This window comes from Paenibacillus sp. FSL H7-0326, from assembly GCF_001955535.1.
Lineage (GTDB): Bacteria > Bacillota > Bacilli > Paenibacillales > Paenibacillaceae > Paenibacillus > Paenibacillus shunpengii.
This window is the reverse complement of sequence record NZ_MPVN01000002.1, coordinates 851,134-867,113: the sequence shown is the minus strand read 5'-3', so window position 1 is coordinate 867,113 and position 15,980 is coordinate 851,134. Positions and strand designations below refer to the sequence as shown.

The 15,980-nt window shown below is 48.1% G+C and carries 13 protein-coding genes, 1 pseudogene and 1 other annotated feature; of the genes and pseudogenes, 13 read left to right on the top strand and 1 reads right to left on the bottom strand.

Translation table 11 applies throughout. The features are described from left to right. The first annotated feature begins 1 nt into the window (after position 1). The 13 genes from BK126_RS14930 to leuS all read left to right on the top strand — a co-directional run bounded on the left by BK126_RS14930 (position 2) and on the right by leuS (position 15,038). Positions 2 to 1,249, top strand: a complete 1,248-nt coding sequence (locus BK126_RS14930) for a DUF58 domain-containing protein (RefSeq protein WP_083655890.1) — start codon at positions 2 to 4, stop codon at positions 1,247 to 1,249. After that, positions 1,246 to 3,459: a DUF4129 domain-containing transglutaminase family protein gene (locus BK126_RS14925; protein WP_076313329.1), complete on the top strand. Its 2,214-nt coding sequence runs from the start codon at positions 1,246 to 1,248 to the stop codon at positions 3,457 to 3,459. Before BK126_RS14930 ends, BK126_RS14925 begins: the two co-directional genes overlap by 4 nt. An 80-nt stretch (positions 3,460 to 3,539) precedes the next feature. Further along, complete coding sequence (locus tag BK126_RS14920) at positions 3,540 to 4,067, top strand: YqeG family HAD IIIA-type phosphatase (RefSeq protein ID WP_076313549.1); 528 nt, start codon at positions 3,540 to 3,542, stop codon at positions 4,065 to 4,067. Next, positions 4,064 to 5,185 (top strand): ribosome biogenesis GTPase YqeH, encoded by a 1,122-nt coding sequence (gene yqeH / locus BK126_RS14915; RefSeq protein ID WP_076313328.1) that lies wholly within the window; start codon positions 4,064 to 4,066, stop codon positions 5,183 to 5,185. Before BK126_RS14920 ends, yqeH begins: the two co-directional genes overlap by 4 nt. A 58-nt stretch (positions 5,186 to 5,243) precedes the next feature. Then, the gene (aroE, locus tag BK126_RS14910) at positions 5,244 to 6,113 is read left to right on the top strand and encodes a shikimate dehydrogenase (RefSeq protein ID WP_076313327.1); all 870 of its coding nucleotides are present in this window, start codon (positions 5,244 to 5,246) and stop codon (positions 6,111 to 6,113) included. A 39-nt stretch (positions 6,114 to 6,152) separates the two neighbouring features. After that, positions 6,153 to 6,446, top strand: coding sequence for a ribosome assembly RNA-binding protein YhbY (gene yhbY, locus BK126_RS14905; RefSeq protein ID WP_047910772.1), 294 nt, complete (start codon positions 6,153 to 6,155; stop codon positions 6,444 to 6,446). A gap of 44 nt (positions 6,447 to 6,490) precedes the next feature. After that, a complete protein-coding gene (locus BK126_RS14900; protein ID WP_076313326.1) occupies positions 6,491 to 7,084 on the top strand; it encodes a nicotinate-nucleotide adenylyltransferase in 594 nt (197 codons plus the stop codon). Continuing rightward, positions 7,065 to 7,667, top strand: coding sequence for a bis(5'-nucleosyl)-tetraphosphatase (symmetrical) YqeK (yqeK, locus tag BK126_RS14895; protein ID WP_076313325.1), 603 nt, complete (start codon positions 7,065 to 7,067; stop codon positions 7,665 to 7,667). Before BK126_RS14900 ends, yqeK begins: the two co-directional genes overlap by 20 nt. A 3-nt stretch (positions 7,668 to 7,670) precedes the next feature. After that, the gene (gene rsfS / locus BK126_RS14890; RefSeq protein ID WP_076313324.1) at positions 7,671 to 8,018 is read left to right on the top strand and encodes a ribosome silencing factor; all 348 of its coding nucleotides are present in this window, start codon (positions 7,671 to 7,673) and stop codon (positions 8,016 to 8,018) included. Beyond that, a complete protein-coding gene (locus tag BK126_RS14885) occupies positions 8,015 to 8,911 on the top strand; it encodes a CvfB family protein (protein WP_076313323.1) in 897 nt (298 codons plus the stop codon). The genes rsfS and BK126_RS14885 overlap by 4 nt, the downstream gene beginning before the upstream one ends. Before the next feature lie 479 nt (positions 8,912 to 9,390). Continuing rightward, positions 9,391 to 10,167: a class I SAM-dependent DNA methyltransferase gene (locus BK126_RS14880; RefSeq protein WP_076313322.1), complete on the top strand. Its 777-nt coding sequence runs from the start codon at positions 9,391 to 9,393 to the stop codon at positions 10,165 to 10,167. 274 nt (positions 10,168 to 10,441) lie between these two features. After that, on the top strand, positions 10,442 to 12,136 hold the full coding sequence (locus tag BK126_RS14875) for a M3 family oligoendopeptidase (RefSeq protein ID WP_076313321.1): 1,695 nt from the start codon (positions 10,442 to 10,444) through the stop codon (positions 12,134 to 12,136). A 102-nt stretch (positions 12,137 to 12,238) separates the two neighbouring features. After that, positions 12,239 to 12,482: a binding site (T-box leader), on the top strand. 117 nt (positions 12,483 to 12,599) lie between these two features. Further along, the gene (gene leuS, locus BK126_RS14870) at positions 12,600 to 15,038 is read left to right on the top strand and encodes a leucine--tRNA ligase (RefSeq protein WP_076313320.1); all 2,439 of its coding nucleotides are present in this window, start codon (positions 12,600 to 12,602) and stop codon (positions 15,036 to 15,038) included. On the opposite strand, the pseudogene comER reads toward leuS, so the two are convergent. Further along, a pseudogene (gene comER, locus BK126_RS14865) lies at positions 15,019 to 15,882 on the bottom strand (late competence protein ComER); the annotation flags it as partial. The gene leuS and the pseudogene comER overlap by 20 nt on opposite strands. Between the last annotated feature and the right edge of the window lie 98 nt (positions 15,883 to 15,980).

The following is a 15,980-nucleotide window of genomic DNA, read 5'->3' as shown; positions in this document are numbered from 1 at the left end:
TATGCTGAAGTCAGTACGCTATCGCACAGGTCGATATACGAAATCTAAAGCGTGGATTGTGCTCTTCGTCTGGATCATATGTTTATTTTATGTATTGTTTCAGGGAGGTAAGACCTCCATCATGCTGTTTGGCATGGTCACCTTGCTTAGTATTTACTTGCTGATTGGCCAATTCGGAGGCGCAAGGAGAGCTGTGGGAACACGGCAATTAACCTCGAGTGGAGAACATACAGAGCTGCTCCATGCAGGAGATCAGGTGCACGTTCAGCTTGGCCTTCAAATTCCTGGGCTGCTGCCGTTACCTTACGTCATCGTGAGAGAAGTGCTCAAGCGTCATAACGGAGAATCCTGGTCATTTGAAGAAAGTCTCGTTCCGAATATGCGGGGCAGCGGGAAACTGGTCTTTCTTACCCCTCCGCTTGAGCGTGGCAAATACAAGTTTATGGAAACAGAATGTATTAGCGAAGATATTTTCGGTCTCATTGAGCATAAAGGGACATTTAACGTCTACGGCAGCTTCAGAGTACTGCCAAGAACTGTATTTATTCCATATTGGCAGCTCTACGATCAAAATTCCCGTCTGTCAGGCCCGCAGGCTGCTCTCACACGGTCCCGCAGAGAAACGACGCAAATTAATGGAGTTCGAGATTATGTCTATGGAGATCGATTATCTCGTATACACTGGAATGCGACTGCGAAGACAGGACAATGGAAATCCAAAGAGTTTGAGCATGAGTCGCTGCCGAAGACGATTCTGGTCTTAGATGCGACTGAGGAGGGCTACAAGAGCTCGGAGCAATTTGAACTCGCCGTCTCTACTGCTGCCTCGCTCCTTGAATATGGCAATCGTGAACGCTTGAGCATGGGGCTGTGTACCATCAGCGAGGAGACCAAGCTGTTCCTGCCTACGGACAGTCAGAATGAACGCCAGAAGATGATTCAGCATCTTGTTGATCTGGATTATACAGGTACAAGTGATCTTCTCTCCAGCATTCAGGATTCAATTCGGTCGTTTCCGCAAGGCGCGTTTTTTGTGCTCATCTCGCCGCTGGATAATGCAAATATTCTGGAATCGCTTCGATATGCCGGCACACGCGGGATGACTGCTTCTCATATTCGTATCGAGCAGCGTGCGAGCCAGGCACATAAGAGTGAATGGCTGACACTTCTTCGTGGACGCGGGATCAAAGGATATGCGGTGTCTGATTTGCAGGAGCTGCCTTCAGCGATGGGAGGTGGAGGTCTATGAGAGCATGGGCTGGCAAAGTTGTAGGGTCCTGGTACAATGCATTTGCTCTACTGTGGATCGTTATTATCGGAATGCAGTGGGTAACTTATACGGAGCCGATCTGGTTTCAAGAAACAACCAGCTTGGTGGCTCTGACACTGATTGGCATCAGTCTTGTGGATATTATTTTTCCAATTAAGCAGACATACCGTTTTGTCATTAAAGCAATTGTTCTGTTATTTATTCTATATTATGTGCTAACGTCCTACTCCATCTTTATCCCTGGTGAAGAGTCGAGCTGGCTAGTTGATTTTGTGCTAGCGACCAATCCGTATATTTGGTTTTCCTTGAGCACTTGGGTGATGCTGGAATGCATTATTCGGTTAGCTGTGAATGCCAAGCGAATTCTTGTGTTTGTTGGGCTTAACATTATTGCAATGGGTATCCTGGATTCTTTTACTGTCGCTGTTCTGTGGGAAGAGGTGGCATGGATCGTATTTGCCGCAATGGGCTGGCTCGTGTGCCTTCATCTGCGCAGGTTCCAGCTTAAGTTTCCACAGGGCTGGAAAAGGCTCAGACGGAATCCGCTCAAAGTCATCGCTAATGTGGTCGTTATCTTTGTACTGATTATTGTTGCGGGAGTTAATATGCCTGAAGTTCCGCCAGTTCTTACGGACCCTTATACGGCGTGGGTTAACTATCGAGGGGATGTTATTCCTGCCATCAATACTGCTGGGGGAGAAGGTGGACTCAATTCTGCCTCAGAATCCGGATACAGCAGGCAGGATAACAGCCTAGGCGGGGGCTTCAATTATGACTACTCTCCTGTAATGACGATTACAACGACAGAGCGAAGCTACTGGCGAGGGGAGACTCGTGATGAGTATTCCGGTACGGGATGGGAAGAGCCATCCACTTCAAGAAGGCAGTTTGATGAAGTCGAATCGGGTAATGATTTAGAGAACGGGAATGGAGGCTCTATACAGACCAGGGAGGTAACCCAGACTGTTAATATGCTGAATGATGAAGTCTACCCCGTGCTCTTTGGGGCTTATGCGATTAGTCAGGTTCAGGCGATTAATGGCGGGACAGAGTTTAACCAGCTGGATTGGAAGAGCGGACAAGCTGAGCTTCACTGGGATTCGAACCCTAGAGAATTAAGCTACCCTTCGACTTATACCATTGTATCCGAGGTTCCTCTCGTTCCTGTTGAAAGACTGATTGGAGAGACTCACGAAGATCTGTACAGCAGCTCTGTTAACGATAACTACCTGCAGGTCCCGAATAACTTCCCTGACCGTGTAGTGAATCTCGCCGAGGAAATTACGGCTGAAGCCGAAACTCCGTATGAAAAAGTCGGTTTACTGCAAGAATATTTAACAACTAATTTCTCATACACAAACAATCCCAATTTATCGCTGAAACAAAGTACAGATTTTGTTGACAGCTTTCTGTTCGAAATACAGGAAGGCTACTGCGATTATTTCTCGACAGCTCTCGTGATGATGGCACGCTCTCTGGACATTCCGGCAAGATGGGTGAAAGGTTATGCTCCGGGTCAAGCAGCCTTTGGAGAGGACATGGCATTGTCGCAGGCAACAGGTAACACACCAACCCTGTCTTATACAGTGACCAATGCGGATGCCCATTCCTGGGCAGAAGTATATTTTGGAGAGGAATATGGCTGGATTCCGGTTGAAGCCACTCCGGGCTTCAATATGCCGCTGCTGACGGAACAGGCAGAGCCGGATCTTGCAGAGACACCAGAGGTCGAAGAAGCAGAGCAGGAAGAAGAGCTCTCAGAGCCTGTGCAAAATACAGAAAGCTCTGACTTTACGGTAAGCCCAGTTATAATTTGGGCGGCGGGAGCAGTACTTGCGGCTTGGGCTGTTTACATGCTGTGGCGTAATCGTTTTTCTCTCCATTTCTATTTATTAAGGCTTCGAATTGGCAAGCCGTTGACCCCAGACCAGAAGGTGGTCATTGAGACAGAACGATGGATACGTTCATTTAGGCGCAAGGGCTTCAAGCGGGCCGAGCATGAGACGCTGAGAGAATCGGTACAAAGATGGGAGTCTGAAGCGCCGCAAGTTGCAGGTGAGCTTCATTCCTTATTGAAGCAATTTGAGATGGCAAGGTACAGCCCAAGCCATGTTGAAGAGAATGAATGGCAGGACGTCCAGCGGATTGCCGGACAAATGAAAAAAAGGCTGAGAACGGCACGGGCGTAAGCGCCCCGTGCCCGTTTGCCTTTTTACTAACCGTAAAGATTATGTTATAGTTTGTCGTATGAAAAAACGAGGTGAACATGTTGTTTGAAATGTTGATGCCCAAGCTTAGGGTTGACACGGTATTTGATATTGATTTGGCTGCGCTCTATGAGCAGGGCTACAGAGGAATTATAACGGATCTTGACAACACACTTGTCGGAGCAAAGGCTCCTGAAGCAACGCCTGAGCTGATCGCTTGGTTTGAGAAGGTCAGAGATGCCGGCTTCAAGCTGGTCATCGTGTCGAATAACAAGCTGACCCGTGTATCCACTTTTGCAACACCCCATAAGATTGAATACGTTCACGAGGCCAGAAAGCCTTCCAATATACCTTTTCGCAAAGCAATGAAAATGATGAATTTGGCTGAGGAACAAACGGTCGTTGTCGGTGACCAAATGCTGACGGACGTGTTCGGCGGAAATCGCCTGGGACTGTATACCGTCCTCGTGCTTCCGATTGCAATAGCAGACGAAGGATGGATGACGAAATTTAATAGACGGGTTGAGCGGATTGCACTGTCTCGCCTGCGCAGGAAAGGTTTATGGCTTGAGGAGGAAAAGAAAAAATGAATCATACGCATGACGGCCAAGGGAGATGCAGTGGATGCGGAATCACACTGCAGACAGAACACCCTGAATTGCCGGGATATACTCCGATAAAAGCGCTGGATCGTGATCCTGTAATCTGCCAGCGTTGTTTTCGTATAAAAAATTACAGTGAAGCTTCTTCTGTGACCGTGGATCAGGATGAATTTTTAAAGCTTCTCAGCAAGATCGGCGATAAGGATGCGCTCGTCATTCATATTGTGGATTTGTTCGACTTCGAAGGAAGCTTGATCTCGGCATTACAGCGTTTTGTAGGGAATAATCCGGTGCTTCTCGCGGTGAACAAAACGGATTTGCTGCCAAAAGTGACCAATTGGAACAAGGTACGTAACTGGGTGCAGCAGCAAGCCAAGGCTCAAGGGCTTCGTACCGTGGATGTCGTACTCTGCAGCGCGAAACAGAATCAAGGGTTTGATTACTTGCTGGAAGCAGTGAATCTGCATCGTGGAGATCGGGATGTATATGTTGTGGGTGCAACGAATGTAGGGAAATCCACACTGATCAATCGACTGATTCGTGATTACAGTGATCTGGAGCAGGAGCTTACGACATCCAGATACCCTGGTACAACCCTTGATATGGTGCATATTCCACTCGATGATGGGGCTTCCATTATTGACACGCCGGGTATCGTTTATCCTTGGCGCTATAGTGAGCTTGTATCCCGTAAAGATTTGCAGGCGATCATGCCGGACAAACCGCTTAAACCGAGTGTATATCAATTGAACAGCGGCCAGTCCCTGTTTATCGGTGGACTTGCAAGATTTGATTTTATTGAGGGAGAGCATCAATCCTTCACTCTGTATACGAATAACACACTTAAGATTCATCGCACGAAGCTTGAGAAGGCGGACGAGCTGTTTGAGAATCATGCAGGTGAATTGTTATCGCCTCCTACACGTGAGGGTCTTGAGGGATTGCCTGAATGGACGAGACATGACATCCGTATTTCCAAAGGCAGCCGCAGTGATGTGTTCATCTCTGGTCTCGGCTGGATTAAAGTGAATGGACAGACAGGAGCTCTTGTCGCCGTTCATGCGCCTCGCGGAGTTCGTGTAATGGTTCGGCCATCCTTGATCTAATTGAGCTGCAGCCTGGAGCTGTGTGCCTTAAGAGTTTCATGGGAGGAATGGATAATATATGGACTTGACGACAGAGCTTGCCCGCCCCATCAGCGGGTATTATCTTCTCGGTGTTATCGGGAATCCCATTGCCCATAGCAAATCTCCTGCAATGCATAACGCTGCACTGCAGGAAGCCGGTGTGCAGGGGGCCTATGTTCCGTTGCATGTGGAGACGGATCAGCTCCAGGCAGCCGTAATGGGAATGAAGGCGATGAATTTCCGCGGATTCAATGTGACGATTCCACACAAAGTGGATATCCTATCCTATATGGACGAACTGGATGATAGTGCCCGGTTCATCGGTGCAGTAAATACGGTGGTAATCGAGCAGGGCCGGCTCATTGGTTATAATACGGACGGTGTCGGCTATGTACGTTCCTTGAAGGAAGAAGCGGTACCCACGATTGAAGGCAAGCATGTGGTTGTCATTGGGGCCGGCGGAGCCGCACGCGGAATCGTCTATGCCCTTCTATTGGAACGGCCTCAGTCCTTAACCATTCTCAATCGCACAGCGGAGAAGGCGGAAGAGCTGGCCAAGGATTTTAAGGTGCTCGGCAATGTTAATGGGTATAGTATAGAAAGTGCGGAACAGGTATTGGCACAGGCCGATATCGTAATCAACACAACATCAGTAGGTATGCATCCTCATACGGATCAAACGCCGGTCAGCACCCTGTACATACCTGAAGGGATCGTCGTCAGTGATCTGATCTATAACCCGCTGGAAACCAAATTGCTGACAGACAGCAAGCACAAAAATTGCATTATTCACGGCGGTCTCGGCATGTTTGTATATCAAGGCGCTATTGCGTTTGAGCACTGGCTGCACGTTCAGGCTCCTGTAGAAGCGATGCGAAGGGCAGTGCTCGCCAGCTTTACCTCGTGAGTTGATGATAACGAAATGAAAGTTTAAGGAGCAAATATAATGACGTTAACTGGAAAACAAAAAAGATATCTTCGTTCACAGGCCCACCACTTGGACCCTGTTTTTCAAATCGGCAAAGGCGGGACCAATGAGCATCTGTTCCGTCATATTGAAGAAGCGATTGAGAAGCGCGAGCTGATGAAGATCTCTATTCTTAATAACAATCTGGATGATAAGCACGAAATTGCAGAAGAGCTGGCAGAACGTACGGGCAGCGAAATAGTGCAGATTATCGGCAACACGATTACACTGTACAAAGAATCGCGTGATAACAAGCAAATCGTACTTCCGTAACGAATACGAAGGTAGCGAGTATTGTGCAAAAAGGAGTTCACTGCATGAAAGTTGGAATTATGGGCGGAACATTTGATCCGATTCATATGGGACATTTGATGGCAGCGGAGGCGGTTAAGGATGCGTATAAGCTGGATGAAATCTGGTTTATGCCATCTCATATTCCGCCGCATAAGCATGCCGCGGGTGCTACCGGAGAGCAGAGACTTGAGATGACGAATCTCGCGACTGAAGAGTACGAGGATTATCGAGTGCTTGATGTCGAAATCATACGCGGCGGCGTATCCTATACCGTAGATACCATGGAGATCATCCGAAGACAGCATCCTGACATCGATCTGTATTTTATTATTGGAGCGGATATGGTCAATTATTTGTCACGATGGGAACGAATCGAAGATCTGACGAAGCTGGTCACATTCATTGGAGTAGGCCGCCCGGGCTTTGAGCTGCATCTCGATGATTTGCCTGATTTCTTACAGGAGCATGTGCTTCATGCCGACATGCCGCAGGTCGAAATCTCATCAACAGGGATTAGACGCAGGCTGGCGAAGGGAAGATCAGTTCGGTTTATGGTACCCAAAGCAGTGCTTGATTATATTACAGGGAGCGGATTGTATGCAGCTGAGCCGAGATGATCTGATCAAGGCCGTATCTGAGCAAATGCCGCCGCAGCGCTGGAAACATACACAAGGCGTCATGGAAACAGCCGTAATATTGGCAGAACGCTTTGGTGCTGATCCCCGCAAAGCCGATCTGGCTGCCATTTTGCATGATGTTGCAAAGTACTGGCCGGTTAATGAAATGGAGAAGGTTATTCGGGAGAATGGACTGAATCAGGACCTGTTACTGCACGACAAACAGCTGTGGCACTCTGAGGTTGGAGCATTTGTGGCCGAACGGGACTATGGGGTGACCGATTCCGAGGTGCTGAATGCGATCAAATGGCATACCTCTGGAAGAGTCAACATGTCTCTCTTGGATAAGGTGGTTTGCCTTGCGGATTATATAGAGCCGGGGCGTGATTTTCCCGGGGTGAATAATATTCGCGAATTGGCGGAGCATAGCCTTGAGGAGGCACTTCTCGCTGGCTTTGACGGCACCATTTCACATCTGATTACATTAAAGAAAGTGATTTACCCTTTAACCTTATTTACACGTAATGATCTCATTGCTCAATTAAAAGTATCACAAAATTTTACGAATCCAATTGGAGGTTGATCCATGACAGTATCATCTAACGAATTGCTTCAAATGGCGATTGATGCGGCAGACGATAAGAAAGCAATGAACATTGTTGCTCTGGACCTGAGAGGTATTTCTTTGGTGGCTGATTACTTTGTCATTTGTCACGGTAACTCAGATACACAGGTTCAGGCGATCGCGACAGAAGTTCGTAAACGTGCGCAAGAGAAGAACGTAAAAATCAACGGAATTGAAGGCATGGACTCCGCCCGTTGGGTTTTGATGGACCTTGGGGATGTCGTTGTTCATGTATTCCATCGCGATGAACGCGAGTATTATAATATTGAAAGACTTTGGTCCGATGCCAAAGTGGTGAATACGGTATGAGTTTAATTGCAGGCACGGTCGTTACCCTCCCGGTCGCCCGGGAAGTGTCGCCGTATGGATATTTTTTGACAACGGGCAGCGAGGATGTACTGCTGCACTATACAGAGCTGACACGCGAGATTAAGGTAGACGAGCAGCTGGAAGTGTTTATTTTTTATGATACAGAGGATCGCTTGGCGGCTACGATGAAGAAGCCTTTCCTAACCCTAGGTGAGATGGCAAAGCTGGTTGTAGCAGACGTTCATCCAAGACTAGGCTGTTTTCTCGAAATGGGACTGGGCCGCCAGCTGCTGCTTCCCATCCGCGAATTGCCGGAAATGAAAGAACTTCATCCTCAGGTTGGCGATGAGGTTTTTGTTATTATGGAGCATGACAAGCAGGGCCGGCTTCGGGCCAAATTGGCCGGAGAGCGCGAGCTTGCACCACTAGCCTTTCATGCCCCGACGAGCTGGATGAATGAGTGGGTTGAAGCCACGGTGTACAAGCCGCTGCAGATGGGTACCTTTGTCCTGGTGCATGGCGGTGTGCTTGGCTTCGGCGCAATCGGAATGATTCATTCTTCCGAGCGAAGCCGTCTCTTGAGATTGGGTGAAACCGTGAAAGCACGGGTTACGCTGGTGCGAGAGGATGGCCGGGTGAACCTGGGAATGGCTCCGCGTAAAGAGATTGGAATGAACGAGGATTCAGATCGCATTTTATCCTTCCTGAAGGACCGTCCTAACGGAGCTATGCCATACTCTGATCAGACTCCACCTGATATTATCAAGTCCAAGTTCGGCATCAGTAAGTCAGCGTTTAAGCGCGCACTTGGTAAGCTGATGAAGGAAGGACATGTAACGCAGAAAGAGAACTGGACTTACCTTGCAGGTCACGAGGATAAGCCAGCTGAATAAACAGTGTTCCTGCCTGAGTAGCATTGATAGGTTTGTCTGTTCAGTTTCATGCACTTGATCTTGCATGATTCGAGTGAAGCGAAGCTTTCACACTAAATCATGTACGGGTGTTTATGGGTGCTCCTGCCTCTAAACATAGAAGCAGGAGCACCCACCCTTTTTGCCCCGTCTTGGGTGCAAAAAGGTTTTTTAATAAGCGAGTCTGTTCTGAGACGATGCGGAATAGAGTTTTTTTGTGAAGTCTGTTGAAAAATGGGTTCACGTGGTAGTGAGGTTTTTGGATGAAGAACGACTTTTGACGAAGTCAACCGGAGAGATTCAGCCAAAAAGCGAACGCAGCGCGAGCCTCTTCATTTTTCATCATATATCTTTACTTCTTCAATGAATAAACCTTCACCTTTTCACATCAGGACCCAGTCAAACCCGCTTATTAACTTCAGCTTTTTACACTAAGTTTTCATATGAAAGTGGTGTCAAACATGTCCTATCGGAAATTCGCCTATGTATACGACGAACTTATGGAAGATATGCCATATCCGGATTGGCTGCGGTTTGCTAGAACAGCTTGGGAGAAGCATGGCATACCAAAGAGCATTGTCGAGCTCGGCTGCGGTACCGGTTCGATTACGATCCCGCTCGTTAAATCGGGCTTTGAAGTGACAGGCATCGATCTGTCTGCAGACATGCTGTCTGTTGCCCGCCAGAAGCTGGACGAGTCACCGCAAGGGAACCGCTTTTTCCGAGAAGGCACCATTCGCTGGGTTCAGCAGGATATGCGAGATTGGGAGCTGCCGGAAGAGGCAGATACAGTCATCTCTTTTTGTGACAGCATCAATTATTTGCTCAAAGAAGAGGATATCGTAAGGACATTCCAAAGAACCTATGCCGGTCTTAAGCCGGGCGGAGTATTCCTGTTTGATGTGCACCATCCGAATACGTTTGTTCGTTATGATGAGGAGCAGCCCTTTGTGCTTGATGAAAAATCGATTTCTTACATATGGACCTGTGACTTCCATCGTCCAACGTATGAGATTGAGCACCATCTCAGCATATTTACACGAGTCGAAGAGAGTGGACGGGATATGTACCGTCGATTCGAGGAGATTCATAATCAAAGGGCATATGATCCGGTGTGGATGCAGCTGGAGCTGCACAAGGCAGGCTTCTCTGATGTACAGATTTACGCTGATTTTGAGTGGAAGCCTGTAGGGGAAGACGCTTCGCGGTTATTTTTCGTTGCAGTTAAGCCTCTATGATAAATAGAGATATTAGATCATCTAGCGAGGGTTCCCTCTATAGGAGTCCTCTTATTTTCTGATTTGAAGAAGTCTGTTTCAAAATCTGCTTAAATACTAAAAAATAAGGCACCGCTGCAGTGTGGATCATCTTGAGATGACGAGCTGCGGAGGTGCTCTTTATATTTCACACTTTTTTAACCACATATCAATTAATTTCATTTACTCCATAGAACTGGATAACTAATTGGGATATAATGGGTAGGAAAATCAAGAGAGGGCAGGTGTAACGTCGATGAAATTTAGTGAATATCGTTATGAAAGACCGGATGTAGCTCAGTTCGAACAAGAGTTTGGCAGTCTGCTTACCGTATTTCGGGAAGCGAAGAACGCGGACGATCAAGCCCAAGCGATGAATGAGCTCAACAAGCTCAGAGGAGCCGTAGCCACACAGCTGACACTTGTGTCCATTCGTCATTCCGTGGATACCAACGATGAGTTCTACAAGGCTGAGAAGGATTTCTCCGATGAGACGACACCGCTGTTTCAGAAATACATAACAGAGTACTATGAAGCTCTAGTCCAATCTGAATTTCGTCCAGAGCTCGAAGCCCGTTTCGGGAAGCAGCTGTTCCAGCTCGCCGAGCTCGAGATCAAGACGTTCAGCCCTGACATCATTAGTGATCTACAGCTTGAGAATAAGCTGACAACGGAATACTCCAAGCTGATTGCATCTGCCAAGATTGAGTTTGAAGGCGAGGAGCGCACATTGTCCCAGCTTATCCCGTTTGGCGAATCGACAGATCGTTCCATGCGGAAACGGGCGGAGGAAGCACGTACCGCCTTTATGAGCGAGCATGAGGAAACGCTGGACCGCATCTATGATGATCTGGTTAAGGTAAGAACAAGCATGGCTATCAAGCTGGGCTTTAACAATTTTGTAGAGATGGGCTATGCCCGCATGAGCCGTATTGGCTATAACGCCGAAATGGTTGAGAAATTCCGTGCTCAGGTGCTGGAGCATATCGTACCGGTAGCCTCCAAGCTCAAGGAGCGTCAGCGTAAACGGATTGGCGTAGACGAGCTCTACTACTATGACGAGAATGTAGTCTTCCCTACAGGGAATGCAACGCCTAAGGGGGACCCGGAATGGATTGTCCAGAACGGGAAGAAGATGTACGATGAGCTGTCACCGGAGATGAGTGAGTTCTTCAACTTTATGCTTGATAATGAGCTGATGGATCTGGTCAGCAAAAAAGGAAAGCGCAGCGGTGGTTACTGCACGTTCATCTCAGACTACAAAGCACCGTTTATCTTCTCGAACTTTAACGGAACATCCGGAGATATTGACGTACTGACCCACGAGGCAGGCCACGCTTTTCAAGTGTATCAGAGCCGTGACCTTGGCGTTCCTGAGTATATGTTCCCGACACATGAAGCTGCCGAGATTCATTCGATGAGCATGGAGTTTTTCACTTGGCCGTGGATGGAGCTATTCTTCGAGCATGAAGTGGATAAATACCGTTTCGAGCATCTTGCAAGCGGCCTTATCTTTATTCCTTACGGAGTATCGGTAGATGAATTCCAGCATTTTGTCTATGCGAATCCAGAAGCGACTCCAGCAGAACGGAAGCAGGCTTGGCGTGAGATCGAACGGAAGTATCTGCCGCATCGTAATTACGAGAACAACAGTTATCTGGAGCAAGGCGGCTTCTGGCATAAGCAGGGCCACATCTTCGGCTCTCCGTTTTACTATATTGATTACACCCTTGCTCAAATCTGTGCATTCCAGTTCTGGAAGCGTTCGAGAGAGGATTATGCTGCGGCATGGGCCGATTATTTGAATCTCTGTCGTCAGGGAGGAAGCAAATCCTTTACGGAGCTGGTGGCCATCGCGGGCCTGATCTCTCCATTTGAAGAAGGCTGTGTCACTTCGGTGATCGGCACGATTGAAGAATGGCTCGACAGCGTGGATGATACGGCACTGTAAGACGGCATTATACTGACCACAAGGCGAGATTGAAATCAAGCTGTAAAACGCAATATTTGACTTTATCCTTGTCAATCTTGTATAATGATCCCGATTATTATTGAATTTTCGATGAAGAGGAATAGTAATAGCGCCTGTGTATTTCAGAGAGCCAGCGGTTGGTGCAAGCTGGTTGCCGGAGCACTATGAACTCGCCTTGGAGATATGAGGTTAAGCTATTTGTTCAGCATTTGGTAAGCCTCATCGGTTCACCGCCGTTACAGGGTGCTTAAGGGAGTGGACGACGAAGCACGTTTGTCCGCTAACTAGGGTGGTACCACGGGAATTACAACCTCTCGTCCCTAGCGATGACACGCTATGGGATGCGGAGGTTTTTTTGATTATAGAATTCATTTAGTTACACTAGCTGAACCATTCTGTAATCGCGTGGAGAAGTTGGTTATGATGACGAGGAGGATGCACATTGAGTCAGAAAGAACAGCCGAAGCACGGCTATAATCCCCAGGTAATTGAGCCGAAATGGCAGCAATACTGGGATCAGAACAAGACATTTAAGACAGAGGAAAATCCGGATAAACCGAAATTTTACGCCCTGGATATGTTCCCTTATCCTTCAGGTGCAGGACTGCACGTAGGACATCCAGAGGGCTATACGGCAACTGATATCGTGTCCCGATACAAGAGAATGCGCGGCTACAACGTGCTTCACCCGATGGGCTGGGATGCCTTTGGACTTCCTGCTGAGCAGCATGCTATTGATACGGGACAGCATCCACGGGATATTACCGTGAAGAATGTCAATAACTTCCGCCGTCAGATCAAATCACTCGGCTTCTCTTATGACTGGGATCGTGAGATCAGTACGACAGATCCTGATTACTACAAATGGACACAGTGGATCTTCATCCAGCTGTATAAGCGCGGTCTGGCCTATGTATCCGAAGTGCCGGTAAACTGGTGTGAAGAGCTTGGAACAGTGCTTGCTAACGAAGAAGTCATCGACGGTAAGAGTGAGCGCGGCGGATTCCCGGTTGTGCGCAAGCCAATGCGTCAATGGGTGCTGAAGATTACGGAATATGCCGATCGTTTGCTTGATGACCTGGACGAACTGGATTGGGCAGAGAGCATCAAGGATATGCAGCGGAACTGGATCGGAAGATCCAAAGGTGCGGAGGTGACCTTCCCTCTCGAAGGTCATGATGCAGGGGTTACTGTATTTACTACCCGCCCAGACACCTTATTCGGTGCAAGCTATGCGGTACTTGCTCCAGAGCATGAACTGGTAGCAGACATCACAACAGCTGAACAGCGTGAGGCCGTTGAAGCATACGTCGAGAAGGCTTCGCGGAAGAGTGATCTCGAACGTACCGATCTTGCGAAGGAGAAGACAGGTGTATTCACAGGGGCTTATGTTATCAATCCTGTAAACGGGGCAAAACTGCCTGTATGGATTGCAGATTATGTACTGGCTGGTTATGGTACAGGTGCAATTATGGCCGTTCCGGGTCATGACAGCCGTGACTGGGAATTCGCCAAGGAGTTTGGCCTTGATATTATTGAGGTGGTATCCGGCGGAGATGTAACACAAGAAGCATACACAGGCGACGGAGCTCACGTGAATTCCGGCTTCCTGGATGGTCTGCATAACGAAGAAGCGATTGCAGCTGCGATCTCATGGCTTGAAGAGAACGGCAAAGGTCAAGGTAAAGTTACCTACCGCCTGCGGGACTGGCTGTTCAGCCGTCAGCGCTATTGGGGAGAGCCGATTCCGATTCTGCATTTGGAAGACGGAACGATGAAGACTGTGCCTGAGGATCAGCTGCCGCTACTATTGCCTGAAGTAGAGCAAATCAAGCCTTCCGGTACAGGAGAATCTCCGCTTGCTAATGTAACTGAGTGGATTAATACCGTAGATCCGGAGACGGGCATGAAGGCTCGTCGTGAGACGAATACGATGCCGCAATGGGCGGGAAGCTGCTGGTATTACCTGCGCTTCATCGATCCTCACAATGACAAGGAGCTTGTCTCGAAGGAGAAGCAGCGGGAATGGCTGCCGGTAGACCTTTATATCGGGGGAGCAGAGCATGCCGTGCTTCATCTGCTATATGCCCGCTTCTGGCACAAAGTGCTGTATGATCTGGGGGTTGTCGAGACGAAGGAACCTTTCCACAAGCTGGTGAACCAGGGCATGATTCTTGGAACCAATAACGAGAAGATGAGTAAATCCCGCGGTAACGTCATTAATCCAGATGATATCGTTGATAACTTTGGTGCGGATACACTGCGTATTTATGAGATGTTTATGGGACCGCTTGAAGCGACCAAGCCTTGGAACGAAAATGGCGTTGAAGGCGCACACCGCTTCCTGGCCCGCGTATGGCGCCTGTTTATCAACGAGGATGGTACTTTGAACGAGAAGATCGGTGATCAAGGTACCGAGGAATTCAAGCGTACATGGCATAAGACGATTAAGAAGGTAACGGACGATCTGGAGCACCTGCGCTTCAATACTGCGATCAGTCAGCTTATGATCTTCATTAATGAAGCATACAAGGCAGAGCGTCTTCCGCGCGAAGCAATGGAGAACTTTGTTCAGCTCTTGTCACCACTCGCTCCGCACATTGCAGAAGAGCTGTGGTCCCGCCTTGGTCATGAAGAGAGCGTTACTTATGTTGCTTGGCCGGACTACGATGAATCACTCACGGTAGATAAGGAAGTTGAGATTGTAATTCAGATCAATGGTAAGATTGTTCAGCGTGCACATGTTGCAGCTGACCTTGATGCCAAAGGTCTTGAAGCCCATAGTTTAGAGCTGCCTGCCATTAAAGAAGCACTTTCTGGCAAAGCAATCCGTAAAGTGATTGCTGTACCAGGCAAGCTTGTTAATATTGTTGCCGGTTAATCTCACCCGCTCCGAATTCGGCATCCAGCTGTTCCAGGTCCTCTTCGTATTTTGCATGCGTAACCTGGATCAATTGGTCGAATACGCCAGCTAGGTTGGAATCCAGTAAATTCAGTGCCTTGGCGGTAATACCGCCGGGGACGGCAACACGTTGTTGGAGCTGTGACGGTGTCATGGCTCCTTCTGTTAACAGCTTACCTGTTCCAAGGAGCATTTCACTGGCCAGGCAAGTGGCTTCCTCGTGATCAATTCCGGTATGCTGCACAGCTGCCTGGATCCATTGCTCCAGAAAAAAAGCGATGAATGCGGGTCCGCAGCTGGTAAGATCAGAGCTGATCCGGGTAAAAGTTTCTTCTACCTGGACCGGTCTGCTGATATAGGAGAACAGCTGCTCGACCCGTTTTTTATCTTCATCCTTCATTCGATTTCCATGAATACATAGAGATGCCCCGCTTCCTCTTAAATGAGTGATGCTAGGGATGATTTTCGTAATTTTACATGGCAGTACAGACTCCAAATGCCGGATTTGAACCGGGCTTGTAATCGAAATAAGAATATGCTCCGGTTTGATAAAGGGCTTGATGTCCTGAGCAACTTCTTTGAATTCATGCGGCTTTACGCATAAGAAGATAAAGTTTGCTTTCATGACTGTTTCCTGATTCGTTTCAGCAGCTTTCAGACCCGGATAGATGGATGAAAGCTTAAGAACTTTGGCATGTGTCCGATTACTTGCCACGATTTGTCTAGCGTCAAGTGCTCCGGAAGCAAGGAAGGCGTTAATGAGTAAACTTCCCATGCTGCCGGTTCCGATAAATCCAACCTTCAACATCTTGAGGTTCCCCCTTTCTTGCTTTACGGTACTTACGCAGGCTTACGTTCTTCTTAGTGTATGCACCAGGTCTTGGACTACATGACGACAAATTTTACATCAATGTCACAATA